The sequence below is a fragment of the Curtobacterium sp. Csp2 genome (genome assembly GCF_013347165.1).
On sequence record NZ_CP054593.1, the window covers coordinates 2,541,489 to 2,568,078 of the forward strand.

General features: G+C 68.7%; 22 protein-coding genes. 13 read left to right on the plus strand and 9 right to left on the minus strand.

Features of this window, described 5'->3' with window-relative positions; genetic code table 11:
* Positions 1 to 12 precede the first annotated feature (12 nt).
* The 4 genes from pflA to HUN59_RS12325 form a co-directional block, all read right to left on the minus strand.
* Complete coding sequence (pflA, locus tag HUN59_RS12310; protein WP_174778499.1) at positions 13 to 699, minus strand: pyruvate formate-lyase-activating protein; 687 nt, start codon at positions 697 to 699, stop codon at positions 13 to 15.
* Positions 692 to 2,983 carry a formate C-acetyltransferase gene (pflB, locus tag HUN59_RS12315; protein WP_174778500.1) on the minus strand — a complete coding sequence of 764 codons (2,292 nt, stop codon included), beginning with the start codon at positions 2,981 to 2,983 and terminating at the stop codon, positions 692 to 694. Before pflB ends, pflA begins: the two co-directional genes overlap by 8 nt.
* A gap of 188 nt (positions 2,984 to 3,171) precedes the next feature.
* The gene (locus HUN59_RS12320) at positions 3,172 to 4,227 is read right to left on the minus strand and encodes a 2,3-butanediol dehydrogenase (protein ID WP_174779479.1); all 1,056 of its coding nucleotides are present in this window, start codon (positions 4,225 to 4,227) and stop codon (positions 3,172 to 3,174) included.
* 32 nt (positions 4,228 to 4,259) lie between these two features.
* Positions 4,260 to 6,794: a phosphoketolase family protein gene (locus HUN59_RS12325; protein WP_174779480.1), complete on the minus strand. Its 2,535-nt coding sequence runs from the start codon at positions 6,792 to 6,794 to the stop codon at positions 4,260 to 4,262.
* A gap of 349 nt (positions 6,795 to 7,143) precedes the next feature.
* On the opposite strand from HUN59_RS12325, the gene HUN59_RS12330 reads away from it, so the two are divergent.
* From HUN59_RS12330 to adhP, 5 genes are all read left to right on the plus strand, one after another.
* Positions 7,144 to 8,556, plus strand: coding sequence for a cytochrome ubiquinol oxidase subunit I (locus HUN59_RS12330; RefSeq protein WP_174778501.1), 1,413 nt, complete (start codon positions 7,144 to 7,146; stop codon positions 8,554 to 8,556).
* Between the two features lies 1 nt (position 8,557).
* Positions 8,558 to 9,562, plus strand: a complete 1,005-nt coding sequence (cydB, locus tag HUN59_RS12335; protein WP_174778502.1) for a cytochrome d ubiquinol oxidase subunit II — start codon at positions 8,558 to 8,560, stop codon at positions 9,560 to 9,562.
* Between the two features lie 145 nt (positions 9,563 to 9,707).
* On the plus strand, positions 9,708 to 10,259 hold the full coding sequence (locus tag HUN59_RS12340) for a BON domain-containing protein (protein ID WP_174778503.1): 552 nt from the start codon (positions 9,708 to 9,710) through the stop codon (positions 10,257 to 10,259).
* 162 nt (positions 10,260 to 10,421) lie between these two features.
* A complete protein-coding gene (locus HUN59_RS12345; RefSeq protein WP_174778504.1) occupies positions 10,422 to 11,099 on the plus strand; it encodes a hypothetical protein in 678 nt (225 codons plus the stop codon).
* 61 nt (positions 11,100 to 11,160) lie between these two features.
* Entirely contained in the window at positions 11,161 to 12,231 is a 1,071-nt protein-coding gene (adhP, locus tag HUN59_RS12350) for an alcohol dehydrogenase AdhP (RefSeq protein WP_174778505.1), read from the plus strand.
* A 464-nt stretch (positions 12,232 to 12,695) separates the two neighbouring features.
* Here the strand turns inward: adhP and HUN59_RS12355 are convergent, their stop codons facing one another.
* Positions 12,696 to 13,874, minus strand: a complete 1,179-nt coding sequence (locus HUN59_RS12355; protein WP_174778506.1) for a polymer-forming cytoskeletal protein — start codon at positions 13,872 to 13,874, stop codon at positions 12,696 to 12,698.
* 189 nt (positions 13,875 to 14,063) lie between these two features.
* Here HUN59_RS12355 and HUN59_RS12360 point away from each other — a divergent pair, with 189 nt between their 5' ends.
* The 6 genes from HUN59_RS12360 to HUN59_RS12385 all read left to right on the plus strand — a co-directional run bounded on the left by HUN59_RS12360 (position 14,064) and on the right by HUN59_RS12385 (position 21,558).
* Positions 14,064 to 14,942, plus strand: a complete 879-nt coding sequence (locus HUN59_RS12360; RefSeq protein WP_174778507.1) for a universal stress protein — start codon at positions 14,064 to 14,066, stop codon at positions 14,940 to 14,942.
* A complete protein-coding gene (locus HUN59_RS12365; protein WP_174778508.1) occupies positions 14,942 to 15,799 on the plus strand; it encodes a universal stress protein in 858 nt (285 codons plus the stop codon). Before HUN59_RS12360 ends, HUN59_RS12365 begins: the two co-directional genes overlap by 1 nt.
* Complete coding sequence (locus HUN59_RS12370) at positions 15,796 to 18,321, plus strand: cation-translocating P-type ATPase (RefSeq protein WP_174778509.1); 2,526 nt, start codon at positions 15,796 to 15,798, stop codon at positions 18,319 to 18,321. The genes HUN59_RS12365 and HUN59_RS12370 overlap by 4 nt, the downstream gene beginning before the upstream one ends.
* 209 nt (positions 18,322 to 18,530) lie before the next feature.
* Positions 18,531 to 18,929 carry a pyridoxamine 5'-phosphate oxidase family protein gene (locus tag HUN59_RS12375; protein ID WP_174778510.1) on the plus strand — a complete coding sequence of 133 codons (399 nt, stop codon included), beginning with the start codon at positions 18,531 to 18,533 and terminating at the stop codon, positions 18,927 to 18,929.
* A complete protein-coding gene (locus tag HUN59_RS12380) occupies positions 18,926 to 20,068 on the plus strand; it encodes a lysylphosphatidylglycerol synthase transmembrane domain-containing protein (protein ID WP_174778511.1) in 1,143 nt (380 codons plus the stop codon). Before HUN59_RS12375 ends, HUN59_RS12380 begins: the two co-directional genes overlap by 4 nt.
* A gap of 962 nt (positions 20,069 to 21,030) precedes the next feature.
* Positions 21,031 to 21,558, plus strand: a complete 528-nt coding sequence (locus HUN59_RS12385; RefSeq protein WP_174778512.1) for a hypothetical protein — start codon at positions 21,031 to 21,033, stop codon at positions 21,556 to 21,558.
* Positions 21,559 to 21,600: 42 nt separating this feature from the next.
* On the opposite strand, the gene HUN59_RS12390 is transcribed toward HUN59_RS12385, so the two are convergent.
* The 4 genes from HUN59_RS12390 to HUN59_RS12405 form a co-directional block, all read right to left on the minus strand.
* Entirely contained in the window at positions 21,601 to 22,059 is a 459-nt protein-coding gene (locus tag HUN59_RS12390; RefSeq protein WP_141861474.1) for a hypothetical protein, read from the minus strand.
* Positions 22,056 to 23,216: a hypothetical protein gene (locus HUN59_RS12395; RefSeq protein ID WP_174778513.1), complete on the minus strand. Its 1,161-nt coding sequence runs from the start codon at positions 23,214 to 23,216 to the stop codon at positions 22,056 to 22,058. The genes HUN59_RS12390 and HUN59_RS12395 overlap by 4 nt, the downstream gene beginning before the upstream one ends.
* Positions 23,217 to 23,491: 275 nt before the next feature.
* Positions 23,492 to 24,121: a hypothetical protein gene (locus HUN59_RS12400; RefSeq protein ID WP_174778514.1), complete on the minus strand. Its 630-nt coding sequence runs from the start codon at positions 24,119 to 24,121 to the stop codon at positions 23,492 to 23,494.
* A gap of 1 nt (position 24,122) precedes the next feature.
* Entirely contained in the window at positions 24,123 to 24,296 is a 174-nt protein-coding gene (locus tag HUN59_RS12405) for a DUF4177 domain-containing protein (protein WP_114851120.1), read from the minus strand.
* Positions 24,297 to 24,973: 677 nt separating this feature from the next.
* On the opposite strand from HUN59_RS12405, the gene HUN59_RS12410 reads away from it, so the two are divergent.
* Together HUN59_RS12410 and HUN59_RS12415 are read left to right on the plus strand one after the other, a co-directional pair.
* Positions 24,974 to 25,225 (plus strand): hypothetical protein, encoded by a 252-nt coding sequence (locus HUN59_RS12410; RefSeq protein WP_217483547.1) that lies wholly within the window; start codon positions 24,974 to 24,976, stop codon positions 25,223 to 25,225.
* Positions 25,225 to 26,367: a site-specific integrase gene (locus HUN59_RS12415; RefSeq protein ID WP_174778515.1), complete on the plus strand. Its 1,143-nt coding sequence runs from the start codon at positions 25,225 to 25,227 to the stop codon at positions 26,365 to 26,367. The genes HUN59_RS12410 and HUN59_RS12415 overlap by 1 nt, the downstream gene beginning before the upstream one ends.
* Positions 26,368 to 26,590: the final 223 nt, after the last annotated feature.

Here is a 26,590-nt window from a genome sequence, read left to right on the forward strand (position 1 = left end):
GCCGAGCCGCTCTCACTTGCTCTCGCCCATCTGGTGGAACGGCAGGACCTCGACGCGTTCGACGTTCGGCCAGCGTGCGACGATCCCGGCCACGGCGTCCACGTTGTCGACCGCCTCGGTGAGTCCGGGGACGAGCACGAACCGGATCCATGCCGGTACGCCCAGCGTGGCCAGTCGGTCGCCGAACGCGATCGTCGGTTCAAGCCGGCGACTCGTGACCTCGCGGTAGGTCTCCGGGAGGCCGGACTTCACGTCGAGCAGCACGAGATCGGTGTCGGCGAGCAGAGCGTCCGATGCGTTTCGTCCCAGGTACCCCGACGTGTCCAGCGCCGTGTGCACGCCGAGTGCTCGGCACTCCGCGAACACGCGTGCGACGAAGTCCGACTGCATGAGTGGTTCGCCTCCGCTCAGGGTGACGCCGCCCCCGGTCGCCGCGAACACGGTCCGGTACAGTCTGATCGTCGCCAGCGCGTCCTGCAGGGGCGTGACGGTGCCGTCGCGCAGGCGCAGCGTGTCCGGATTGTGGCAGTACTGACAACGGAGCGGACAACCGGACAGGAACACGGTGAGTCGCGTGCCCGGACCGTCGACGGCCGTGACCAGCTCCCAGGAGTGGACACTCGCGAGGGTCCCGCGGCGCAGTGCGACGAGCTCGTCGTGACGCTGCTGCGCGATGCGCAGCTCCTCGGCGTCAGACACCGGCGTGGAACGTCCGGCTGATCACGTCGAGCTGCTGCTCCCGGGTCAGGCGGACGAAATTGACGGCGTACCCGGACACCCGGATGGTCAGCTGCGGGTACTCATCCGGGTGCTCCATCGCGTCCAGGAGCGTCTCACGGGACAGCACGTTGACGTTGAGGTGGTAGCCACCGGACGCCGTGTACGCGTCGAGCAACCCGACGAGGTTGTCGATCTGCTCGTCCGGGGTCCGGCCGAGTCCACTGGGGATCACCGTCGTCGTGAGTGAGATGCCGTCCTGCGCGGACTCGTACGGCAACTTCGCGACGCTGAGCGCCGACGCGAGCATCCCGTGCGTGTCCCTCCCGTTCATCGGGTTCGCGCCCGGAGCGAAGGGAGCTCCCGCACGCCGGCCGTCCGGTGTGTTCCCGGTCGCCTTGCCGTAGACGACGTTCGACGTGATGGTCAGCACCGATTGCGTGTGCACCGCGCCCCGGTACGTCGGGTGCAGCCGGACGAGTTCCATGAAGCGTTCCACAATGCGGACGGCCAGGGCGTCGGCTCGGTCGTCGTCGTTGCCGTACGTCGGGAACTCCCCGTCCACCGCGTAGTCGACCACCAGGCCCGTGTCGTCGCGGACCGGTCGTACCGTCGCGTACCTGATCGCCGAGAGCGAGTCGGCCGCGACGCTCAGACCGGCGATTCCGCACGCCATGGTGCGAAGCACCTCGCGGTCGTGCATCGCCATCTCGAGCCGCTCGTACGCGTACTTGTCGTGCATGAAGTGGATGCAGTTCAGCGCGTCCACGTACGTCTCGGCGAGCCATCCGAGCAGTTCGTCGTACCGGTTCCAGACCGTGTCGAAGTCGAGCACCTCGCCGTCGACCGGAGTCGATGCTGGTGCGATCTGCTCACCGGTCACCTCGTCGCGTCCGCCGTTGATCGCGTAGAGCAGCGCCTTGGCCACGTTCACACGTGCGCCGAAGAACTGCATCTGCTTGCCGACACGCATCGGGGAGACACAGCACGCGATAGCCGCGTCGTCGCCCCACGTGTGTCGGATAAGCTTGTCGGACTCGTACTGGATCGCCGAGGTGTCGATGGACACGCGTGAGCAGAACCGTTTGAACCCGGCTGGCAGTTCTGCGCTCCACAGCACGGTCAAGTTCGGCTCGGGGGCCGGACCGAGGTCGTACAGCGTCCGCAAGAACCGGAACGCGGTCTTCGTGACGAGCGTCCGGCCGTCTTCGCCGATGCCGCCGATCGTCTCGGTCACCCAGGTCGGGTCACCGGAGAAGAGGGCGTCGTACTCGGGCGTGCGGAGGAACCGGACGATCCGGAGCTTGATGACGAGGTCGTCCACGAGTTCCTGCGCGTGCAGTTCGTCGAGGATGCCAGCGGTGAAGTCCCGCTCGAAGTAGACGTCGAGGAAGGCGGTGTTGCGACCGATCGACATCGCCGCACCGTTCTGTTCCTTGACTGCTCCGAGGTACGCGAAGTACAACCACTGCACCGCCTCGTGGGCGGTACGGGCAGGCCGACGAACATCGCAGCCATACGACGCGGCCATCGTCACCAGCTCCTGGAGGGCGCGGATCTGCTCCGCGTTCTCCTCGCGGTCCCGGATCACGTCCTCCGTCGAGAACCGCGCGTCCAACTCGGCGCGCTCTGCGCGCTTCGCGGCGACCAGCGCGTCGACACCGTACAGCGGGACGCGGCGGTAGTCGCCGATGATGCGCCCGCGACCGTACGAGTCAGGTAGGCCGGTGATCAGATGGCTGTGTCGCGCACGCTTAACCGACGGCGGGTAGACGTCGAACACTCCGTCGTTGTGCGTCTTGCGGTACTTCGTGAAGACGGTCTCGAGGTCTGCCGGTACCGGGTACCCGTAGGTCTGCAGCGCGCCGGCGACCATCCTCCAGCCGCCGAAGGGCATGATAGCCCGCTTCAACGGTGCGTCCGTCTGCAGCCCCACGATGAGCTCGTCGTCCCGGTCGATGTAGCCCGGTCCGTGCGCAGTGATCGACGCCGGCGTGGTGGCGTCCACGTCGTACACGCCCCGCTCCCGCTCCGTAGGGAACATAGCGGTGAGCTTCGACCAGACCCGGAGCGTCCGTGCGGTCGGCCCGGCGAGGAATTCGTCGTCACCCTCGTACGGCGCGACGTTGCGCTGGACGAAGTCGCGGACGTCGATCCGATCGCACCAGTCGCCGGGAGCGAACCCGGACCAGGCCGGCTCGGGCGTACCGCGCGCTTCGCCGTCGTCACGGGCGCCGCTGGGACGGAGGGTTTCCTGGATGGTCATTGTCTGCTCCTCGGTTCCGGTCTCGTGACCGGCAGTGGGTCGGTCGTCTCCCGACGAGTCGATCGTGCAGCGCTCGGAGGCGTCGGGGCAGGGTCGTTGGTCCCGCCACGCCGCGCCACGGGACGGCGAACGAGGAGGGGCCCGCCGGTCGAAGACCGGCGGGCCCCTCCTTCCGTCCGTGGTGGGTGTCAGGGGTGCACGAGGATCTTGACGTGGTCCTCGTTGTGGTGGATGAGCTGCTCGAAGCCCTGCTCGACGAGGTCGTTGAGCGCGATCCGGCCGGTGATGAATGGCGCGAGGTCGAGCGCCCCGGACCGGACGAGTTCGATGGTCGCAGCGTGGTCGTTGGCGTAGGCGATCGTGCCGCGCAGGTCGATCTCCTTGACGACGAGCTTCTCGAGGTCGACCACGGGTCGGTGGCCCCAGATCGACACGTTCACGACGACCGCGCCGGGACGGACCGCGCTGAGCAGGGTGTCGAGGACGACGTCGACGCCCGCGCACTCGAATGCGACGTCGGCGCCGCGGCCGTCGGTGAGCGCACGGACCTGCTCGGGGACGTCGACCTCGGTCGGGTCGAGCACGTGGTCGGCGACCCCGGTGCGGGTCGCCATGGCCTTCCGTGCAGCACTGACCTCGCTGAGGATGACGGTGAGCCCCTCCGCCTTGCAGATCGCCGCGGTCAACAGGCCGATCGGTCCGCCACCGCCGACGAGTGCGACGTCGCCGGAGCGCGCCCCGCTGCGGATGAAGGCGTGGTGGCCCACCGAGAGGGGTTCGATGAGTGCAGCCTGGTCGAGCGGCAGGTCGCCCACCGGGTGGACCCACCGTCGCTCGACAGCGATCCGCTCGGCGAGGCCGCCCCCGCGGCCGGCGAGACCGATGAAGTTCATGTCCGGTGACAGCTGGTACTCGGTGCCCGGGTCGGCGGGCACGTCGTCGCGGATGATGTACGGCTCGACGACGACGTGCTCGCCGATCTGCAGGTCCGTGACGCCGGCCCCGAGCGCCGCGACCGTGCCCGACATCTCGTGTCCGAGCGTCACGGGCGCCGCTTCGCCCGAGATGGGGTGCGGGTGCCCCGCCGGCGGCACGAAGATCGGTCCGTCGAGGTACTCGTGCAGGTCGGTGCCGCAGATGCCGCACCAGGCGACGTCGATGAGGACCGTCCCGGGGGCCGCCTCGGGCGCTGGGACCTCCTCGATCCGGATGTCGCCGCGGTCGTGGTAGCGGGCTGCCTTCATGGTGATCATGTCCTCTCCTCGTGGGTGGGTGGTCATTCGTTGTCGCCGCCGGTGGCCGCGGCGGCCGAAGCCACCGGTCCCGATCCGCCGACGCCGACGTTGGCCGCGCGTACCGTGGCGGGGTGTGCGGTGGTCGCGGAATCGGTCCACGTCCAGTCGGCGACGTCGGGCGCGTCCTCGCCGTGCGCTCGCGTGTACGCCCGCGCCGCCACTCGGGCGTCCTGCATGCGTTGGCGGAGTCCGGCGTAGCGGGACCCGAGCCCGGGCACGCGATCGAGGACGTCGATCACGAGGTGGAACCGGTCCATCTCGTTGAGCATCACCATGTCGAACGGCGTCGTGGTCGTGCCCTCCTCCTTGTAGCCGCGCACGTGCAAGTTCGCGTGGCCGTGACGGCGGTAGGTCAGGCGGTGGATGAGCCACGGGTACCCGTGGTAGGCGAAGACGACGGGCTTGTCGGTGGTGAACACTGCGTCGTACTCCGCGTCGGAGAGGCCGTGCGGGTGCTCTCCCTCGGAGACGAGGCGCATCAGGTCGACGACGTTCACGACGCGGACGCGCAGGTCCGGTACCTCGTCCTGCAGGATCGACACGGCCGCGAGGGTCTCGAGCGTCGGCACGTCACCGGCGCACGCGAGCACCACGTCGGGCTCCTCGCCGGGGACCTCGTTGCCCGCCCACTCGAAGATCCCGAGTCCGCGGGTCATGTGCGCGATGGCCTCGTCCATCGACAACCAGTTGAACGTCGGCTGTTTGCCGGCGACGACGACGTTGACGTAGTCGACGGAGCGCAGGCAGTGGTCGTAGGTCGACAGCAGCGTGTTCGCGTCGAACGGCAGGTAGACGCGGACCACGTCGGGCTTCTTGTTGACGACGTGGTCGATGAACCCAGGGTCCTGGTGCGAGAGCCCGTTGTGGTCCTGCCGCCACACGTGCGACGAGAGCAGGTAGTTGAGCGAGGCGATCGGCCGTCGCCACGGGATCGTCTTGCTGACCTTCAACCACTTGGCGTGCTGGTTGAGCATCGAGTCGATGATGTGGATGAACGCCTCGTAGCTGGTGAACAGGCCGTGTCGACCGGTAAACAGGTACCCCTCGAGCCAGCCTTGGCACTGGTGCTCGCTGAGCATCTCCATGACGCGCCCAGCCCGGGCGAGGTGCTCGTCCGACGGGAGGTACTCCCCGTCCCACTGCTTGTCGGTGACCTCGAGCACGGCTCCGAGGCGGTTCGACGCGGTCTCGTCCGGGCCGAAGATCCTGAAGTTGTCCGGGTTCAGGCGCACGACCTCGGCCAGCCACTCGCCGAGCACCCGCGTCGACTCGTTGACCGAGCCGCCGTGCGTCGGCACCTGGACCGCGTAATCACGGAAGTCGGGGAGCACGAGGTCCCGCTTGAGCAGGCCGCCGTTCGCCACCGGGTTCGCGCTCATGCGGCGGTCCCCCTCGGGTGCGAGCGCGGTCGCGAGCGCCACGGGTGCACCCGTCTCGTCGAACAGTTCCTCGGGACGGTAGGAACGGAGCCAGCGCTCCAGGACACGGAGGTGCTCGTCGGTGTCGCGGGCGTTCGCGAGGGGAACCTGGTGGGCACGCCAGTTGCCCTCGGCAGGCTTGCCGTCGATCTCCGGCGGGCACGTCCAGCCCTTCGGCGTCCGGAGGATGATCATCGGCCAGGCCGGTCGACCGTCGAGCGTGCCCGCGGCGGCCTGTTCCTTGATGTCGGCGATCTGATCGAGGACCTGGTCGAGGGTGTCCGCCATGCGTGCGTGCACGGCGTGGGGGTCCTCGCCGTCGAAGCCGCCGGAGACGATGTACGGCGTATGTCCGTAGCCGCGCATCAGGGCGAGGAGCTCGTCCTCCGGGATGCGCGCGAGGACCGTCGGGTTCGCGATCTTGTACCCGTTGAGGTGCAGGATCGGGAGGACCACCCCGTCGTGCAGGGGGTCGATGAACTTGTTCGAGTGCCAGCTCGTGGCGAGCGGGCCGGTCTCGGCCTCGCCGTCCCCGACGACCGCGGCGACGAGGAGCCTGGGATTGTCGAAGGCGGCGCCGTACGCGTGCGAGAGCGCGTACCCGAGCTCGCCGCCCTCGTGGATGGAGCCGGGGGTCTCGGGAGCCGCGTGGGACGGGATCCCACCCGGGAAGGAGAACTGCCGGAAGAGCTTCCGGACGCCGTCCTCGGTCTGCGGGATCCCCGGGTACACCTCGCTGTACGTGCCGTCGAGGTACGCGTTCGCGACCATGCCGGGCCCGCCGTGTCCGGGGCCGGTGACGTACAGCGTGTCGAGGTCTCGGTCCTGGATGACGCGGTTGAGGTGCGCGTACACGAAGTTGAGTCCCGGGGTGGTGCCCCAGTGTCCGAGCAGGCGCGGCTTGACGTCGTCGCGGGTGAGCGGACGGCGGAGCAGCGGGTTGTCGAGTAGGTAGATCTGCCCCACGGACAGGTAGTTCGCCGTCCGCCACCACGTGTGCAGCTCATCGAGCACCCGGTCGTCCACCGATCTGCCGGAACCGCGCCGGAATGCTGCTGCCTCCGATCCGGTGGGCGTTCTGGTGATCGTCGTGGTCATGTCGCTCATGCGTCTTCCTCGCTCCCCGTCCGTGGCCGAACGGTCGCGGACCAATCGATCCTCGGCGCCGCTGGGTGCCGCGCGCAGGGTCGAAGGTCCCGCGTGCACGACGGGACCTTGGACTCTGCGGTCTTCGGCGATCGTGAGCGAGGTTGGAGCACATGCACGCAGACGACCATCATCACCGCGTTCCCGAGGCCGAGTGGGAGCGCCTCAAGCGGGAAGCGCGCGACCGCGCCCAGCGACAGACCGAATCGGAGTCGCCGCGCTGCGCTGACGGTGAGCCGAGTGATGTGCGCGGGACGAAGGTCCCTGGCGCCCAAGCGTTGAGGGCAGCAGGGTCGACCGCATGAACGACTTGCTCAGCACCCTGGTGCTGTCCCGGTGGCAGTTCGGCCTCACGACGATCTACCACTTCCTCTTCGTCCCCATCACCATCGGCATGGTGTTCGTGGTCGCGGTGTTCCAGATCGCCTGGGTCCGCACCGGCCGCGCGCACTACCTGCAGCTGACCCGGTTCTTCGGACGCGTCTTCCTGATCAACTTCGCGATGGGTGTCGTGACGGGCATCGTGCAGGAGTTCCAGTTCGGCATGAACTGGTCGACGTACTCTCGGTTCGTCGGTGACGTCTTCGGGGCGCCGCTCGCGCTCGAGGGCATCCTCGCCTTCTTCCTCGAGGCAGCGTTCATCGGCATCTGGATCTTCGGCTGGGACCGCCTGCCCAAGGGCGTGCACCTCGCCAGCATCTGGCTCACCGCACTCGGGACGCTCTTGTCGGCCTACTTCATCATCGCCGCGAATGCCTTCATGCAGCACCCGGTCGGCTTCCGGCTCGACGCGTCCCGCGGTCGAGCAGAGTTGACCGACATCTGGGCGGTCGTCACCAACAAGGTCGCACTCGCAGCGTTCCCGCACACGATCGCAGCATCGTTCATGGTCGCCGCGGCCGTCGTGATCGCGGTCGCCGGCTGGCACCTCGCCCGGAACCAGCACCTCGAGACGATGCTCCCGGCGATCAAGTTCGGCCTCTGGACAATGGTCACCGCCGGGGCCGTGACGCTGCTCACCGGCGACCAGCTCGGCCTCGTCATGGTGGACACGCAGCCGATGAAGATGGCTGCAGCCGAGGCGCTCTACAACACGGCCACCGGCCGGGACGCGTCGTTCTCGATCTTCACGCTCGGCACCCCGGACGGAGTCCACGAGCTGTTCTCGATCCGCATCCCGTACCTGCTGTCCTTCCTGTCGACTCACACCACGCACGGCACCGTCGAGGGCATCCGCGAGCTCCAGGCGCAGTACACGCAGGTGTACGGACCCGGCGACTACTCCCCCACCATCTGGGTCACCTACTGGGCCTTCCGCTGGATGATCGGCTTCGGAGCCGTCTCCGTCCTGCTCGCGATCGCTGGTCTGGTGCTGCTCCGCCGCGGACGGGTGCCGCAGCGCCAGTGGGTGTGGCGGATCGCGGTCTGGTCGGCGCCGCTCCCGATGGCCGCCATGACCGTCGGCTGGATCTTCACGGAGATGGGCCGCCAGCCGTGGCTCGTGTTCGGGCTGCTGAAGACGAGCGCTGGTGTGTCCCCGAACGTGACGGGGGTCGAGGTCCTCATCTCCCTCGTCGTGTTCACCCTGCTGTACGGCGCGCTGGCGGTCGTCGAGTTCCGCCTGCTCCGCCGCGCCGCCCAACGCGCCGACGACCTCACCCCGCCCGAGGACCCAGCGCAGGACGCTCCTGAGACGATCGCGACGGTGTACTGAGATGGACCTGCCCGTTCTCTGGTTCGCGATCGTCGGACTCTTCTTCGTCGGGTACTTCGTCCTCGACGGGTTCGACTTCGGTGTCGGCATGTCCCTGCCGTTCCTCGGCAAGGACGACACCGACCGCCGCGTGCTCATCAACACGATCGGCCCGGTCTGGGACCTCAACGAGACCTGGGTCATCGTCGCCGGCGCCTGCCTGTTCGCGGCGTTCCCGGAGTGGTACGCCACGATGTTCTCCGGCTTCTACCTCGCGCTCCTGCTCATCCTCGCCGCGCTCATCGCCCGCGGGGTGTCGTTCGAGTACCGCCACCAGCGGAAGCACCCCGAGTGGAAGCGCCGCTTCGACCTCATGATCGTCGTCGGCAGCGCCGTCCCGGCGTTCCTGTGGGGCGTCGCGTTCGGCAACGTCGTCCGGGGCATCCCGATGGACGCCGACCACAACTTCACCGGCACGGTGTTCGACCTGCTCAACCCGTTCGCGCTGCTGACCGGTCTGGCGACCCTGCTGGTGTTCTTCACCCACGGCGTCGCGTTCGTCGCGCTGAAGACCGAGGGGGAGATCCGCGAGCGCGCGAAGCGCCTGGCGACCCGGGCGGGCGTGCTGACGATCGTCGTCGGCGCCGCGTTCCTGGTGTCCATGGCCTTCGTCCGGGCGACCCCGGCGAGCCTCGTGCTGTCGGTCGTCGCCGCGCTCGCGCTCGTCCTCGCCGTGCTCTGCAACGCCTGGGGCAAGGAGGGCCGCGCGTTCACCCTGATGGCCGTCACGATCGCCGCGGTGGTCCTGGCGATGTTCACGGCGATCTTCCCCGACGTCATGCCCGCCTCCAACGACCCGGCGAACAGCCTGAACGTGACGAACGCGTCGAGCGGGCAGTACACGTTGACCGTCATGAGCTGGGTGGCGCTGGTCTTCGTGCCCCTCGTGCTCGCCTACCAGGCGTGGACGTACTGGGTGTTCCGCAAGCGCGTTACCCGCACCCACATCGAGGGGGCGACGGCGTAACCGTCGACGGTCTGACGCCACCACGGTCGGTCTGGAGGCGCGCTGCGGGCCCGCACCGCGCCTCCAGACCGTGCCTGGTCGCCGCGTGGACATGGCAGGACGTTGTGCCCTGCCGCCGGTCGCGTCAGGGCGCGATCCTCTCCGCATGAGCACGACGATCCAAGTGAGCACGACGACACCCGCGGTCGTGGACCTCGGAGTCCGCGACCTGATCCTTCGCTCCTGGCGCTCGGAACGGTGCCTGGATGCCTCCACACTCGACGCCGCTGTCGACGTCGGCGGCAACCAGATCGTCCTGACCGGTGATGTCGGGTCGTACACCGATCGGCTGACGGCCCACGAGATGGCGGTCGCACAAGCCGGTGGCCTGCTCCCGGTGCGGAACCAGATCGTGGTGCGGCCGATCGAGTGCGATCCGACCGAGCCGGATGCCGTCCTCCGGGTCAGGGTGGAGCGCGCTGTCCGCGAAGCCGCGCCGCATGCCGACGTGACGATCTCCGCGAGCGACCACGTCGTCCGGTTGTCGGGTTGGCTCAGCGGCGACCACGAGCGGCGGCGCGTGCATGCCGCGGCGGCGCGGAGCCGCGGCGTGCACTTCGTCGATGACCGCACCACGATCACCGGGAGTGACCTGAGTCCCGGGCGGACCTTGGTCCCTTTCCCCCGTTCGCGGGCCATGGAACCGTCGTCGTCATGAAGAACCAGATCGCTTCCCCACCGCCTCGTCACGGTGCCGTCGGGGACCCGACCGAGCACCCTCCGAGCGTGACCATCGAGCTGTGCCCGACGGAACCACTCGACGTCGAGACGGTGCTCGGCATCGGTGCGACGCTCCGCGCCGCCGACCGACTGCACCCACGTGAGCGCTGAGCGCGCGATCATGAACCCTCGAGTGACGACTCAGCCAGCCCCAGCGGGAGCCGCGGCCGCCGCGCGTCGCGCCTGGTTCGAGCTCGAACCAGGCGCACGCGCGCGACTCCTCAGCGAGATCAGCCACCTCGCGGTGGCGGGGACGAGTGCCAGTCGAACGCCGTGCGGAGGCACCGATGCGGCAATCCTCGACTCCCCCGCCGCCCGCAGCGACCGGGCCCTGATCGTCATGGCCGATCTGCTCCGAACAGCGTCCGTTCCTCGGCGACGAACAATGCGCTGCGCGCAGGTCGTGGTCGACAGCGGGTTCCCGCTCGAGCGCGCCGTCGTGTCCGTCGCCGCGGCGCTGATCGTGGGCGAAACGGTCACCCTGGGGTTCGCCGGCGGCTTGGATCGAGCGTCGGCGGCCTACGTTCGGTCACTGGCCGCACTGCTGCCCGGGCGCGTCCTCTGCGTCCGCTTCGGTGATCGGCTCGTGTCGGGTGGGCACGACCGGGTGAGCTGGTTGTCACCGTCCTGCTGCGCGGAGTCCTCGCCGTTCGACCTGCGCCTGCTCGATCAGATCACCTCGATGCTGCATGCCGACGCACCGCGGCGTGCTGCCGTCCGCATCGAGGCCCGTGGGACCTCTGACCCTGCCCCGCGACGAGTAGGCGCGACAAGGTGACTCCACGGGCGCCGATCGGCGGGACACCGGGTCCCGGCCACGCCCGTGAGGAGGTCATCCCATGAAGGCAGCAGTCGTCCACCAGCTCGGTCAGCCCCTCGTCGTCGACGACCGGCCGCTCCCCGCACCCGGCGCCGGACAGGTCCTCGTCCGGATCGAGGCCTCCGGCCTCTGCCACACCGACATCCACGCCGCACGCGGGGACTGGCCGGTCAAGCCGACGCCGCCGTTCGTCCCCGGCCACGAGGGAGTCGGCATCATCGAGGAGCTCGGTGACGGCGTCACGAACCGACAGATCGGTGACCGGGTCGCGCTCCCGTGGCTCGGTCACGCCTGCGGCCACTGCCGCTACTGCGTGGAAGGCCGCGAGACCCTCTGCGAGCAGCAGCAGAACACTGGGTACTCCATCGACGGCGCCTTCGGGCAGTTCGCCGTCGCCGACGCGGACTACGTCGTCCCGGTCCCCGCCGGCGTCGCCCCAGAGGACGCAGCCCCGCTCACCTGCGCCGGCGTCACGACCTACAAGGCACTCAAGGTCGCCGGGATAACGCCGTCCGAGACCGTCGCGGTCTTCGGCGTGGGCGGGCTCGGGCACCTCGCGGTGCAGTACGCACGGGTGTTCGGCGCGCAGGTCATCGGCGTCGACGTCGAGCCGGCCAAGCTCGAGCTCGCCCGCGACCTCGGTGCGGACCGCGCCGTCGACGCGTCCTCCGGCGACGCCGCCGCCCAGATCCAGGAGCTCGGTGGCGCGGACGTCGCCGTCGTGCTCGCAGCGTCGGCCAGCGTGTTCGAGCAGGCGTTCGCCTCCCTGAAGCGGGGAGGACGCCTGGTCTGCGTCGCGCTGCCGGCGGACGGCACGATGAGCATCCCGATCTTCGACACCGTCCTCAAGGGGATCTCGATCATCGGGTCGATCGTCGGGACTCGGCAGGACCTCGCCGAGGTCTTCGCCCTGCACGCCGCCGGACGCACCCGGGTCGTGTCGGTCCGCCGCCCGCTCACCGACGTGAACGAGGCTATGGCCGACGTCCTCGCAGGCCGGGTGCCGTCCCGGATCGTGTTCGACATGCCGCCCGTCCAGCGCGAGCAGATCGTCGCCGAGGACGAGTCCACGCCGGCTCGAACGCGATGATCGGCACGGGCCTCGCGGTCCACGACGACCGGACGCTCGACGCGTCCGAGTGCTGGTCGCTCATCAGACGCGGCCGGAGCGGCCGGCTCGTCCGCGGCGCCCTGTTGCAGGCGGAGGCGGTCGTCGTGGACCCCGCATGCGGGTGCCTCGTCCTCGAGGGACATCGCCTCGGAGAGCTCGGTTCGGGTGGGCGAGCTGTGTTCGAGACGGGTGCCCAAGGTCCGACTGGCGGCTGGAGCGTCATGGTCGTCGGCTGCACCGAACCGCTCCTCGACCGGGCCGGACGCGGAGGACCGCTGCAGCGTTGGCGCTTCGACGTACAAGAACTCAGCGGGATCGTGTTCACGTCCGGGGCGCTCCAGGCAGCCCGGGCGGACGCCGTCCGTACCTGACCGGCAGGTGCTGCAGGAGGGACGCGCAGAACGGCCCGGTGCGAGCAGCACCGGGCCGTCTCCCTGCTCCGGTCAGATCCTCCCCGCACCGACGGGCGTCGCGGTGATCGATTCACCACGGCGCACGTCCGTCCTCCGTACGACGCGCTCCCACGGACGGGCGTCGGCGATGTCGAGCAGTTGGGCACCGAGCCCGAGGACGATGGTCACCACGGTCACGAGGACTCCGAGGACGGGGATGTGCAGCGCCACGACGAGGACCGCACCGCCCAGGAGCGCCGTGACGACCGGTCCGCGCCGATCACGGAGGACCAGGCGTCCGACCATGAACGCGCTGCACGGGAACGCCGCGAGGGTGAGGAGCAGCAGGACCAACGAACCGGCCAGCGCGAGGGGTGCACCGATGACCGTCACGAGCAGGAGGAGCAGGGCAGGCGGAGCGGCGACTGCTGCGACGAAGCCGACCAATGCGGCCTTCCAGGGCGCCGCGCGGAGCCGGTCGGCCACCCGGAGGAGCTGCCGAGGGACGAGGAGCCCGGCCGCCAGCGTGATCAGGCTGAGTGCGATGAGTGCGTACAGCAGGCTGACCAGCCAGGACGCGAACGTCTCGCCGGCGGTTCGGCGATCGGTCGTCGGGTTCGGACGGACGTGCTGCACCGACCCGTCGACATGGTCCGCACGGATCTGCGCGATGTGGTCGCTGACGTAGACGACGTCGCCGCCGATCGTCCCGGCGACGGTCAGCCGGTCCACGCTGAGTCGCGCGTCGCGGCTGAGGTCGCCCGCGACGGAGACGGTGTTCGCTGCCGCGACGAGGTCTTCCCCGACGGAACCGGACTGCACGATGCTGACGGTGGATGCCGCGATGCTGGCACTGCGCCGGATCGGCCCGCTGAGGACGACCGCCTGCGCTGCGAGCCGGACGTTTCCGTCGACGTCGCCTGTGACGGTCACGGTCTGCGCAGCCGCGATGACGTCCCCGGTCACCCGCCCACTCACCGTCACGTTCTGACCGGCGGCGTACACGTCCCCGTCGACGCTCCCCGCGACCTCGACATCGGTGCCGCTGAGGAACTGGGGGCCGCTGACGCGCTCGGTCGCGGCGATCCTGGACGGGTCGTCGTGTGTCGTCGTGACGGCTGCGGCGGCGCCTCCGGTGATGGCGGTCAGGGCGACGACGATGCCGAGGGCGAGTGCGGAACGCGGAAGGTGCCGGCGCGCGGAGTGCTGGGTTCGGTGTCTGGTCATCATGGCGGCAGTGTCGCGGGCTGGCGGTCGGCACGACAGGGTCGGAGGTCCTCGATCGGCGCCGGGACCGAGCACCGGTCGGCGGGACCTTCTGCCCTGCTGGCTCCGTCCGCCCTCACCTAGCGTGCGGGGATCGGATGCGGCTGGAGCCGCAGGTGGGCGCAACCGGTGTCCACTGCGAAAGGAGTGACCATGACCGCCTACACCGTCGCGATCGACGACACGACTGCTGCGTGGAGGACCGTCGACTGGATCATCGATGCCGTCGACCCCCGGTCCGACAGCGTGCGGCTGCTCACCGTGAGCGAGTTCTACGGCGAAGCACTCGCACGGTCCGAGGAACGCCTCGCGGCAGCCGAGCAGCGCATCCGCTCGGCGTGTACCGGCCTCGCGGTCACCTCCGACGTGACCGGCGGACCGACCGCCGACCGTCTCGTGTCCGATGCTGCGCGCGGCGATGTGCTCGTGATCGGCGGCAACCAGGTGCACACCTTCAGCGCGGCCGTCAGAGGACGCGTCGCCGAGCGCGTGGTCGCGCATGCCGTCACTCCGGTCGTCGTCGTTCCGGAACACTGGGAACGTGCTGACGGCCCGGTCGTCGTCGGCGTGGACGGAGTATCCGCCGCCGCTGCCCTGTCCTGGGCTGCTGACCGAGCCGCCCGCGACCATCGCGAACTCTGCTTGGTGCGCGCCTGGTCCGTCCCGAGCTCGGTCGAGCCGTACGCCGCCGTGTACCTCCAGGCAGACCGGGACCTCTGGTCGGAAGAAGCCGACCTCGAGCTCCGAGCTGCGCTGCGTGCGGTCGGAGCCGCGCAACCAGGGCTCCACGTCACCGGCGAAGCCGTAGAAGGCAACGCCCGCGACGTGGTCCTCCGTTCGTCCCGGGGTGCGTCGTTGGTCGTGGTCGGGCGTCGTCACCGGACTGCGCTCGGGGGGTTCATCACGGGATCGGTCGGTGAACGCCTGATGCACAACGGTCACGCGCCGGTGTGCATCGTCCCTGAACCGGCGCGGACCGGTACGGGCACGGAGTCCGAACGTCGGTCGGAACGACTGCACGAGGTGCGGTGATGCGGGACGGCAGCGTCGTCGCGGCCGAACACGTGGTGGTCGGCATCGACGAACACGAGGCGAGTGACCGAGCGGTCGACTGGGTCGCGGTCCGGCGGGTGGTGCCAGGAAGCCGGGTCGAGCTCGTCACCGTCGCCGACGGGTGGGTAGGCGACCGACCAGCCCTCGACCGGCGGCTCGACCGCGCCGCCGAGCGCGTGTCTGTGGCGCACCCCAGGGTGGGCGTCGCAACGTTCCGACTGGCGGGGTCGCCGGATCGGATGCTCGCGGACGCGGCATCGACCGCTGACCTGCTCGTGATCGGGAACCGGCGTCAGCACCGTGTCCGGACGGCACTTGATGGGTGGATGCCCGAGCGCATGCCCACGCTCGCCAGCGGTCCGACCGTCGTGGTCCCCGAGGACTGGCGTCCGTCCCACGGAGACGTCGTCCTCGGGGTCGACGACGCGACCGGTGACGCTGCCCTCCGCTTCGCCGGCGTAGAGGCGATCCGTGAGCACCGGCGGCTCAGCCTGGTGCGCGCGTGGAAGGTCGCCGTCCCGGCCCGCGTCGGCACGTTGAGCGCCCTCGAGGAACCCGGACTCGTCGAAGCGCACGCCCGGGAGGTGCTGGGCGACGCCGAACGGCTCCTCCACACCCGGTTCCCCGGCCTGCAGCACCGTCCGATCGTGGAGGAGGGCGACCCAGCCGACGTCCTCAACAGGTACGCCGAAGATGCGTCGATCGTCGTACTCGGACGACACCACACATCGATGCTCGGAGGTCGCTTCTTCGGCTCCACCGCGCACGAGCTCATCACCGGGTCGCGGACGCCGGTGTGCATCGCGCCGCTGCGGACACCGGACCCGCGCCGATGACGAATCGCACGGCCCCGCCGGCGACAACCGTCGACGCCGCGGAGGGACTCAGTTCGGCAGCCGCGTCTGCGCGTCTCGTTGAGGACGGGCCGAACGCCGTGGGCACATCGGCGCCGAGTCTCATGCGCACGATCGGCGGACAGTTCCGCAACGTCGTCCTCCTCCTCCTCCTCGTTACCGCGGTCGTCTCCGCCGTGCTCGGACAGGTGCAGGACGCCATCGTGATCGCGGTCATCCTGCTCACGAGCGTCGGGCTCGGTGCGGTCAACGAGTACCGATCCGCCCTGGTCTCATCGGCGATGACCGACCGGCTGCGGCACACCGCTCGGGTGCTCCGCGACGGAGTCTGGACGACCGTGGACGTGCGCGACATCGTCGTCGGTGACCTCGTCCGCCTCGGAGTCGGCAGCGTGGTGCCCGCCGATGCGACCCTGGTGTCGGCGCAGGATCTCGAACTCGACGAAAGCGTCCTCACGGGAGAGTCTCGCCCAGTTGAACGACGCTCTGACCAGCTCGTGCTCCAAGGGGCGGTCGTCGTATCAGGTTCCGGCGATGCGCGGGTCAGCGCCACCGGCAGGGCGACGGAGTTCGGCGGCATCGCGGCCGGTCTGCGTTCCCGAGCACCCGAGACGGCGTTCCAGGCCGGCTTGGCGCGATTCTCAATGCTGCTGGTGTGGGTCGCCGTGTCGTTGATGGTCCTCATCGTCGTAGCCGGAGTCGCGTTCTCTCGGCCGCTGCTGACGACGGTCCTGTTCGCGCTGGCGATCGCCGTCGGGGTGACGCCGCAGCTGCTCCCGGCTGTGGTGAGCACCGCGCTCGCCTCAGGCGCCCGACTCCTCAAACGGTCGGACGTCCTCGTGAAGCGCCTGGTGTGCGTCGAGGATCTCGGTGGCGTCGACGTCCTCGTCACCGACAAGACCGGCACGCTCACCTCCGGCGGCCTCCGTTTCCAGGATGCGTTGGATCCCACCGGCCGACCGGCCCCGACGCTTCTGGGCGTGGCCCGCGCCACCGTCCCACCCGACGTCCCCGACGGAGGCACTGCTGGGTCCGTCGCTGACGCCTTGGACCGCGAGATCCTCGACGCGTCGGTCGACGTGGCGATCGGAACCTTGCCGGTCGTCCTCGCGACCCGACCGTTCGACCACGAACGGATGACCTCGTCGGCGCTGGTCCTCGAACACGACGGCAGCCGACGCTTGATCGTCAAGGGCGCTCCGGACGTGGTGCTGGCGCAGTGCACCGACGTCGCATCTGCTGGCCATGAGACCCTGCAGCGGCTGCTCGCCGCCGGTCACAGAGTGATTGCCGTCGCGACGGCAATCGTGTCGGGATCGACGATGACTGCGGACCCGCTCGGAGTGAACGATTCGTTCGTCCTCGAGGGGTTCCTCGTCTTCGAGGATCCGCCCCGCCCGGGCGTCGCTGACGCAATCTCCGCGTTACGCGATCTCGGCGTGCAGGTCGTCGTCGTGACCGGTGACGACCCGGTGGTCGCCGCCGGTCTCGCTCGCGACGTCGGCATCCCCGTGGGTTCCCCGATGCTCGGGAGCGAAATCGGTCCCACGGGGAGCGGGCCGTCAGCTGCCCGGGTGCTCGACGCCGGCGTCGTCGCCCGGGTCCGCCCGGCGGACAAAGCGGGCGTCGTGCGCGCACTCCGCGACGCCGGGAAGACCGTCGCCTTCCTCGGGGACGGTGTGAACGACGCCCTCGCGCTGCACGCCGCAGACGTCGGTATCTCGGTGCTCTCGGCGACCGACGTCGCCCGGGACGCAGCCGACGTCGTGCTGCTCGACAAACGCCTCGATGCTGTCGCCACCGCCGTCCGGACCGGTCGCCGCGTGTTCGCAAACACCCTCAAGTACGTGATGATGGGCACTTCGTCGAACATCGGCAACATGCTCAGCGCTGCCGTCGCCGCGAGCTTCCTGCCGTTCCTCCCGCTCCTGCCCGCGCAGGTTCTCCTGAACAACCTCATCTACGACCTCGGCCAGCTGGCAATCCCGTCAGACCGTGTGGATCCGGAACGACTCACTGCTCCCGCGCGCTGGGACGTCGGAGCGGTCCGTCGGTTCATGCTCGTCTTCGGTCCGGTCAGTTCAGTGTTCGACTTCGTCACGTTCGCGGTCCTCCTCGGCGTGGTTCACGCCAGCCCGGCGGAGTTCCGAACGGTCTGGTTCGTCGAGTCGCTCCTCACCCAGTCGCTGGTCGTGTTCGTCGTGCGGACGAACCGCGTGCCGTCCTGGCGCAGCCGGCCGGGTCGGTGGCTCGCCCTCGGGGCGCTCGGTTCAGCGGCCGCCGGCGTCGTGCTGCCGCTGAGCCCGATCGGCGCGCTCGTCGATTTCTCGCCGCTCCCCGGCACCCTGCTCATGGTCATCGCCGTCATCGCCGTCGTCTACCTGCTCCTCGTCGAGGGTCTCAAGGCGTTCGCGTTCCGGTACGTGTTCCGGAACGACTCCGGGGCGCACCGCACCGCACACCACGTCCGCCGGCTCGCCGCCCGATTCGGTCGGGCTCGGTGAACGCAGGCTCGGCGCGGCCCGCATCCGTGGGACTTCCGGCCCTCCGCACGAACGACGGTGTGTCGCATGCTGATCCGGACGGGCGACGAACCGGATCGAGCACCTCGTTCCGCCCCGCAGACCAGGAAGGCAGAGCCATGGACGCAGCGGCGACCGCACCATCGGACGGAGCACAGGATCCGCAGGCGCACGGACCCAACCAACCCGACATGACACCTCTGGACGAACTCGTCGTCACGCTCGACGCGGATCAGTGCTGGGAACGGCTGCACCGTTCCCGGATTGCCCGCGTTGCGTTCCGGACCGAGGAGTCCTTGGAGGTCATCCCGGTGAACTACGTCGCCGAGACCCGGCAGCTGGTCTTCGCGACGTCGAGCAACGTCATCCTCGACGCTGTCCAAGCAGGGCGCGAAATCGTCATGGAAGTGGACGAGCACGACGGCTGGACCGCGTGGAGCGTGGTGGCGAGGGGAATCGCACACATTCCCGACACCCGACACGTGACGGCGCAGCGGATCCGTTCGATGCTGGCCACGCCGAAGCGGGCCACCGTCGTGCTCGAACCCACCAGTGTCACTGGTCGCCTCTTCGACCAAGCCGCTCCGTGACACCCGCTCCTGGCGGTGACGCGCCACCGGACGGGAGGCGTGGTGCGGCGCCGCACCGCGCCTCCCGTCCGTCACGACTGCGCTGGGTCCTGATCATCACCGCGCCGTTCCTGGTCGCCGTGGCCGTCGTCGTGGCCGCGCCGCACGCGGACGACGCGTTCCTCGTCCTCAGCGAACTGCCGCCGAGCGCCTCGATCGTCGCTGGAGCAGCGCTGTTCGCCGAGGCGGCGTCCCTGACGGCGGCGTCACGCGCCACGCGTGTTGTCCTGGGGCCCGTCGCGCCGGCCTTTCGGCACGTCCTCGCGGTCGACCTCGTCGCCCAGGGGGTCCGCAGCGTGCTGCCTGGCGGCGCAGCGACCTCCGCAGGTTTGCGCATCTCGCTCCTGCATCGCTTCGACGTCCCGGTCCCGATCGCGGCATCCGCGGCCACGACCGGTGTCGTCGTGTCCAACACTGTGCTCGGCGCACTCTTCATCAGTGGTGTGGCGCTGACCGCCTGGCACGGCCGTCCCTCCCCTGGTGTCACCCTCCTCGTCGGAGCTGTGCTCGCGCTCGCCGTCGCTGTCGGTCTGGGTTGCGCGCTCGTCGCTCGCCGAAGCGATGGGGTTCGGAAGGGTGCCGTGCGGTTGACGGCGCCGCTGCGGCGAGCCGTCGGGCATCCGTCGGAAGCAACCATCGTCGGCTACGTCGACGGACTGGCCCTGGGGATGAGTCGGCTCCGATCGGCACGGACGCTCGCGACCCTGCTCACGTGGGTCGGGTGCAACTGGGCTGCCGACCTCGTGGCGTTCGGGCTCATGCTCGTTGCTGCGGGCGCTCGACTCCCGTGGCCGGTCGTCGTCCTGGCATACGGCATCGCGAACGTCCTGGCCACCGTTCCGATCTCGCCCGGGGCGCTCGGGCTGGTCGAGGGAGCCGCGGTGACCACGCTCCACGTCGCAGGGGTCCCGACGTCGGTTGCGCTGCTCGGCGTCCTCGGCTGGCGCGCCGTCGAGTACTGGCTACCGATGCTCGCCGCGCTGGTCGTCGCACCGTTCTTGCTCGCCTCGACCCGCCGTCGCGGTGGAGCATCGTCTTGGTCTCGGCTGCGTTCTCGCCAACTCACACCTCGCCGCTCGTACCGAGGGCCTACCCGATGACGAACACCGCCGCCGGAGCGAGCGCGAGGAGCACGACGAAGCATCTGGACCTTGACTGCACCCGGACCGATCCGGGCGGCACGAGGATCGCCGGCGGGAGCAAGACCAGCCGGCAGAGGATGCTGCCGCCGGTGTGGTCGCTCTCGCGTCTGACGTCTCGCGACGTCGTCGGGGAGCGTGACCCGGGCGCCGTGGCGAGTGGACAGAGCTCCTGGAACGAGCCCGCGGTCGCGGTGCAACGTCGGAGAAGACGAGAGCCTGCGCACAACCAACTGGCACCCCAGCGGTGCGTGATGGCTGCAGGGGAACGAGGCGAATGCATGCCGAGCGGACGGCCGAATGCGTGCGTCAGCATGTGCTGTCACCTAGGACGTTCTGGAGTTCTAGAGCGGGCCGGCGGTGAAGCGACCTGATCGATCGGGAGCATGAGGATCGTGCCCCGCCGGCGCGACTGACGGGACGGGACGACAGTCGAGTGTCGGGCTCGAGTCGGCCGGTGTGTCCCGGGACCTGAGCCAGAGACACGGGACGTGCGACACGGGACACGGGACACGGGACACGGGACAAGATCGCGAGCGGGACAACCGAACTCGTCCGACGCTTCCGCCCGCTTGGGACAGATCACACGGGGACTTGGGGGTGTCAGGCGAAGGCCGGTGCTGCCGAGGATGCAAGGGAAGGGGCGCGCGTTCCGGGCATGCCCAGTTGGGCGATTCTGGGCCGACGCTGAACTGGTCGAGCCACAGGTTTCGTCGCCTTTTTCTCGGCCAGTTCCTGCGCTGCTGCTTCTTCATCTCAAGTGTCAACTGCTGCCCCGTGCGTGTCTGCGGATCGGTCACGCTCTGACCGCTCTTCGGCGCCGAAGTGGAACACCCCGGCAACGGTCCGCGAGCGGCCGAACAAGGTACGGCGGTGTCGCGCCCGCACGCGCCACGGCGCACGGTCCGCGCATACTCCGAACTGTGCACGCAGAAGAAGCCGCTCGTCGACGGGTCACCCTGAAGGAGGCCTGCCGTTCTGTTGAACGACTCGTGCTGCTGCTTTCGGAGAACGGCGGCCACGAGGAGCTCGCGCTCGAAGCGATCCGCCGCTCACGTCGCGTCGAGCGCATCGCCGCAGAGGCGGATACTCGTCCGTCCATGACCGCAGCACAGCAGACGCTGGATCGAGCCCTGGCGCTCCTCCGGGGCGGCGCACACCGAGGAGTCGCTTCCATCGAGTTCTTCATCGCCGTGGTTGTGAGCCTCGACTCAGAATCGACTGCACAGTCGCCCTCGCCCTTCCTCCAGCTGCACGAAGACGCTCGGCGCCTGACGGCAGAACTCGCGCCGCTCCTGCACAGCGCGGACGAGGCCGACCCGATCGTGCAGGCGTTGCTGACCGCCCAGGGAGAACTGTGGTCCGTCGCGTCGACTGACATCGAGAGAGTCGCCGCGACGCGCAGACGTCTCAGGACGCAACGCGCGGCCCTCCGATTGGTTCCCGGCTGAGGGAGGGCACGTGCGACAACGTCCGGTCGCGCCGCTGCGCCGTCAGTCGTGACGAGTCGCGTGCGCACGGCCATGGAGAAGCGGGTCGAGTTCGCTGCTCGTGAGCACGGTGATACCAAAGAGACGCGCCATGGCGAGGACTGCGTCGTCGTTCGAGATGATTGCCCATTCGTCGCCGAACAGGCCCTCTTCCTCTTCGTGGACGGCGTCCAGAGCGCATGCCACGAGCATCGGATCCGCGTTGCCCTTGCCGCTGTACAGGTTGACCAGACGAACGTCGTCGACCGGCACACGTTTCATGACCCGCTGCAGGTGGTGCAACACCCGTCCCGTCGTCCGGTACTCCAGCTCGGTCAGGGACACGATGTCCGGGAGGAAGCGAGCTTCGTGCAGCACCTCTGAGGGGATACGACAGTGCTCCCTGATGAACGGCGTGGAGCGTTCCTCGACCGTGAGTCGCGAGAGGGCGTTGTTGTCGAGGAGGTACCGGTACCCCATCATCCGAGCGCCTCCCGGAAGTCGCGGATCTGGTGTGGCTTGATCTTGTTCGCACAGACCACTCGGCAGAAGTCGCCTGGGGAGACGCGTCCGGCGTCGAGTGCCCGGAGCATGCGCGCCGAGAACTCCCTGCCGTTGTACGTGCGGACGCCGTTGACCGGCTTGGGCTGCTGTGCTCGGCTGGGTGGCCGAGCAGCGAATTCTCGCCCTAGGGCGTTGAGATGTGACGCGGCGACGGCGGGGCTCACGAGACGGAGACGCCGCGCTCGGACGACCAGGGCGCTCGGCGTGACGTTGAATCGATCTGCGGACGCCTTGAGGTCCTCGAGTGTCGCCAGCGCGAGCCCTCGAACTGCCTGCTCCGGCATCAGGATCTCCCCGACGATGTCGTACTCGCGTCCTGGCCCGACGGCCGGACTACTGCCGTCGTACGTCACCGGGGCGAAGATGCCCCGCGCGACGAGGACGGCAAGCAACGTCAACGTGAAGAGCTGCCGTCCTTCGGGCTCCTGCGCATCGCCGTGGTCCCCGCGAGCGAGAAAAATGTAGGGGACCTTTTTGTCCTTGATGGTCAGCCCGCTGAACTTCACCTCGATGAGCTGTGGCATGAACCCACGGACGCTCAACGAGACGAAGACCTGGTGTGCCTCCAGGCGCTCGATCAGGATCTCGAGCGCGCGCTTCTTCGTCCGCGCTCGAGTGAGCGTGTCGTGCTGCAATCCGAGAGCATCGACGAGCACCTTCGCGTTCGCTGCCGCTGACCCTCGCGACCTCTTCAGCAGACCCACGATCCGGTTGTCCTCGAGATCCGGATCGTGCTTGCGAAGGAGCATCTGTTTCCGGATGAGGTCCTTCACGATGAGCTCGACGTCCTTGACGTCGACGGTCGTCCGTGAATTGAGCGCGAACGTCTCCTTGCTGACCCCTTGGAGGAGCTTGTCCGTCTTGGTCGCGATCTGCGCACGGACGTGATCGTGGGGAGCGAAGAACAGCGGGTACGGGATGTCCGCCTTCCTCGACAGTTCGACGAGCTCACCAAACGTGATCTCCGAGCGGTCCAGCGCTTGCCGGTACGGAGCGCGGCCACTGACGACCGAGTTCTCGAAGAGGTCCTCGAAGACCCGGCGGTCGATCATGGTGCGGGTGCCGTTCAGCGCCACGGCGATCGGACGGACTGAGCCGAGCTGGTGCAGTCGTGGTTGCTCCGCGCGCATCCCTCGACGGTCACTCATTCTCGCGGCGGCCGCGACCCCGTGTTCGAGGTACGAGGCCGGCCAGTGCGCGCTCTTTCCGATTGCTGACCGAAAGTGCTGGGCCGCGCACATCAGCTCGCAGACCACCCGCCGTCCGACGGAAGAACCGCTCCGGGGCTATCAAAGGGACGGGCTAGCGGTGAGAGACCGCGCCGCACTCCGGCGCGAGCCCTCGATGTCGCTCAGCTCTGTGCTTCAGGAGCGGACTCGGACAAGCCGTCCCGTGATGGTCCCGTGGTGCGGGCGACGGAAGGAGGGGAGTCGCCCATGAGCTTCTCCCATCGATCCCGGATGTTCTCTTCTTGGGCGCGACTCATCAGCAGCGGGATGCGAACGCCCTCGAATGTCTGATCTATGAACCGCTCCAAGAGCCCCGCGATCTTCTCGTAGTAGTCCGCGACTTCCTTCGCATCATCGAGTGTCCAGACGGCGTGCTCAGACGTCGTTGCACCGTTCCGGGAGGTGACCGGTCGACTGCTCCGCTCGCCGTAGTGCTCACCGGGCGTCTTCATCCGGTACCAAACCGAGTGCACAAGGAAGTTGCGCTGCGGCCGAGCCGCGCTGATCGCTTTGTCGATCGCGATGAGCTGTTCGAGCTGCGCCTCGGTGATCTTCTTGTTGTAGCGGGCGGCCCGCAGGCACATCTGTTGAAGCCGCGAGACGTCCTCGCCTGCCGTGAGCACCCGACCGTAAGGCGACTCGATGAGAAGTGCGAACAACTCGCGCAGGTTCTGCTCGACCCGCGCGGACTCCGCCGCCGTGCGGCCGATCGCCGCGTACATCGCCTGAGTGGGCCGCTCTGTGCGAGCCACCTCAAACTTCTTCTCGCTCGAAGAGCACGCCGAGCGGACCGATGACAGACGGGCGCACCATCTGCGCAACCGTCCATCCCTTTGCTGCGTAGCGGTTGATGGTCTCGTTGAAGACTGCGACGTGCTTCGCCTCGTTGCCAGACCCGTTGATGGTGACGTACTCGTAGCGCTTCATCTTGCCCTCTCAACCCGTGTCGACGTTAGCAACCAGTGCGGACGCGTCTACTTTGCCAAGACACAACACGACTACTCTGCTGGGACGGGACCATCCTTCCCTACGCACGGTTCCCGTCCCCCGCGCACGGCGGGGATTCCTGGGAGGTGACGACGCAGTGCCCCGACGCTCTCGGTCAGCACGAGTATCCCGATGCAAAGAGGAAGCGCCATACGGACCGGACGCCACTCCGCGCGATCCGGTCGACCGCACTGGCTTCTGTCAAAGTCACTGGCATCTCATCCTTGGTGATCACGGAGAGAATTCGTGCGCGGCAGGTCTGCCGCAGACAGTCCTGCTACCGATGACGGCGTCATCGACGGTCATCGGGGCAGCGGCTACGACGTGAGTTCCGGAACCGTAACGCATGGCCGCAACCGGCCCGTTCGGAGAACGATTCGCTCAACGAGAGCACCAGGGGCCCCGGCGTCGAGCCTCGCTGAACGCCTGAAGTGACGGAGGTCTTCCGTGAAAACCGAGCCCGTCCCATCAGCGGAGGACGACTCGCCGACGTGACCTGGGCTTAGCCTCCTTCACCACGGCTGATGTGGCGTTCGCGCATAGACGGTGTGTCACCCACTCCGGGAGGCAACGAGCTGACGAAGCCCGTTACGTCCAGCACCGAAAGCGAACTGCCCATGCCCACGTCCTTGAGCCGCCTGACCGCGGAATCGGAGACCCGCGAGCTCACCCAGAAGTATGCGGCTCTCCTCAAACCGGCTGAAGCCGCATCGTTCCTCCTCACGACCGTCGTGACGCTCGCCCAGTGGCGCTACCTCCGCCGCGGTCCCGCGTACATCAAGGTCGGCCGCTCCGTGGCCTATCGCCTCGGTGACCTGCTCGACTATGTCGAGCAGACGCGCGTATCGCACAACGGAGTGGCTGCCTGATGGCCACGATCCGTGAATACGAGACGGCGAAGGGCAAGCGGTTCGAGGTCGGGTACACGAAGCCGGACGGCGGAAGGACGCGGAAGCGTGGGTTTCGGACCAAGCGTGACGCGAAGGTCTGGTCCGCGGCGAACCTCATCGCAATGAGCAAGCCGAACTACCGCACTCAGTCCGACCTGTCGCAGAAGCTCGGCCCGTTCATCGACGAGTTCCTCGCTCGACGCGCGACGCTCGCCGCTACCACGGTCGCGAACCGTGCGGCCGTTGCGGGCAAGTGGATCACGCCGTACTGGAGCGAGACGTCCCTGGAGGCGCTCACGAAGAAGTCGGTGCGAGCCTGGGTGGAGTCCATCCACGCCGCCGGCGCCGGTGCGCAAACGATCCAGAAGGCGCACCAGATCCTAGGGGGCGTCCTCGAGGAGTGTGTCGAGCAGGGCCTACTGACCGGGAACCCGGCGCGAGGAGTCAAGCTGCCCACGGTGGTGACGCGCGAGCACGGTTACCTCAGCGCCCCGCAGGTCGCGCACCTCCTCGACGAAGCGCAGGAGCGCGACCGGATGCTCATCGCCTTCCTGGCGTTCTCAGGACTGCGGTTCGGCGAAGCCGCGGCTCTCACGTTCGCCGACCTCGACTTCGCGAACAATGTCGTGCACGTCCGCAGGTCCGCGACCGAAGTCAGGGGCGAGCTCGTGCTCGGTCCGCCCAAGAACGGCAAGGCTCGACAGGTTCCGGGAGTGCCGCAGGTCATGGAGCCGCTCCGACGACGCTCGGCAGGGCGTGAGGCACACGACCTCGTCTTCACCGGGCCGGCGGGCGGCATGCTCAGGCTCTCGACCTGGCGGCGTCGAGTCTTCGCTCCAGCCGTCCGGCGTGCGATCGCAAGCTGGCCAACGAGCAACTTCGCGCGCGGAGCGGTCGTGCAGCACTTCCCGAAGCTCACCCCGCACGACCTGCGGCACACTGCCGCGAGCCTCGGGGTTTCCGCGGGCGCCACCGTGCCCCTCGTGCAGGGCATGCTCGGTCACGCCAAGCCGAGCATCACGCTCGATGTCTACACCGGACTCTTCCCGGCCGACTTCGACCCGCTAGTCACCAAGCTCGGCGACCTCGCCTCTGGAGCGGGCATCGCGGACCGGCTCTGACCGCCCTCTCCCCCTTCATCCTTCGCGCCGAGTGCCGGCCTGTTCGATTCGTCGACAGGCCGGCATTCGGCTTTCATGCTTGCTTCCAGTAGCTGACAGCACGGCTGCGCACCGCCCGCGGAGCATCGGAACCGAGCGACGCGCGCGCGGGAAGGACTCATGCGTCGGGTTCGACTTCCCGGATCATCCTTACTCGAAGGACACGTCTCGAGCGCTACTCGAA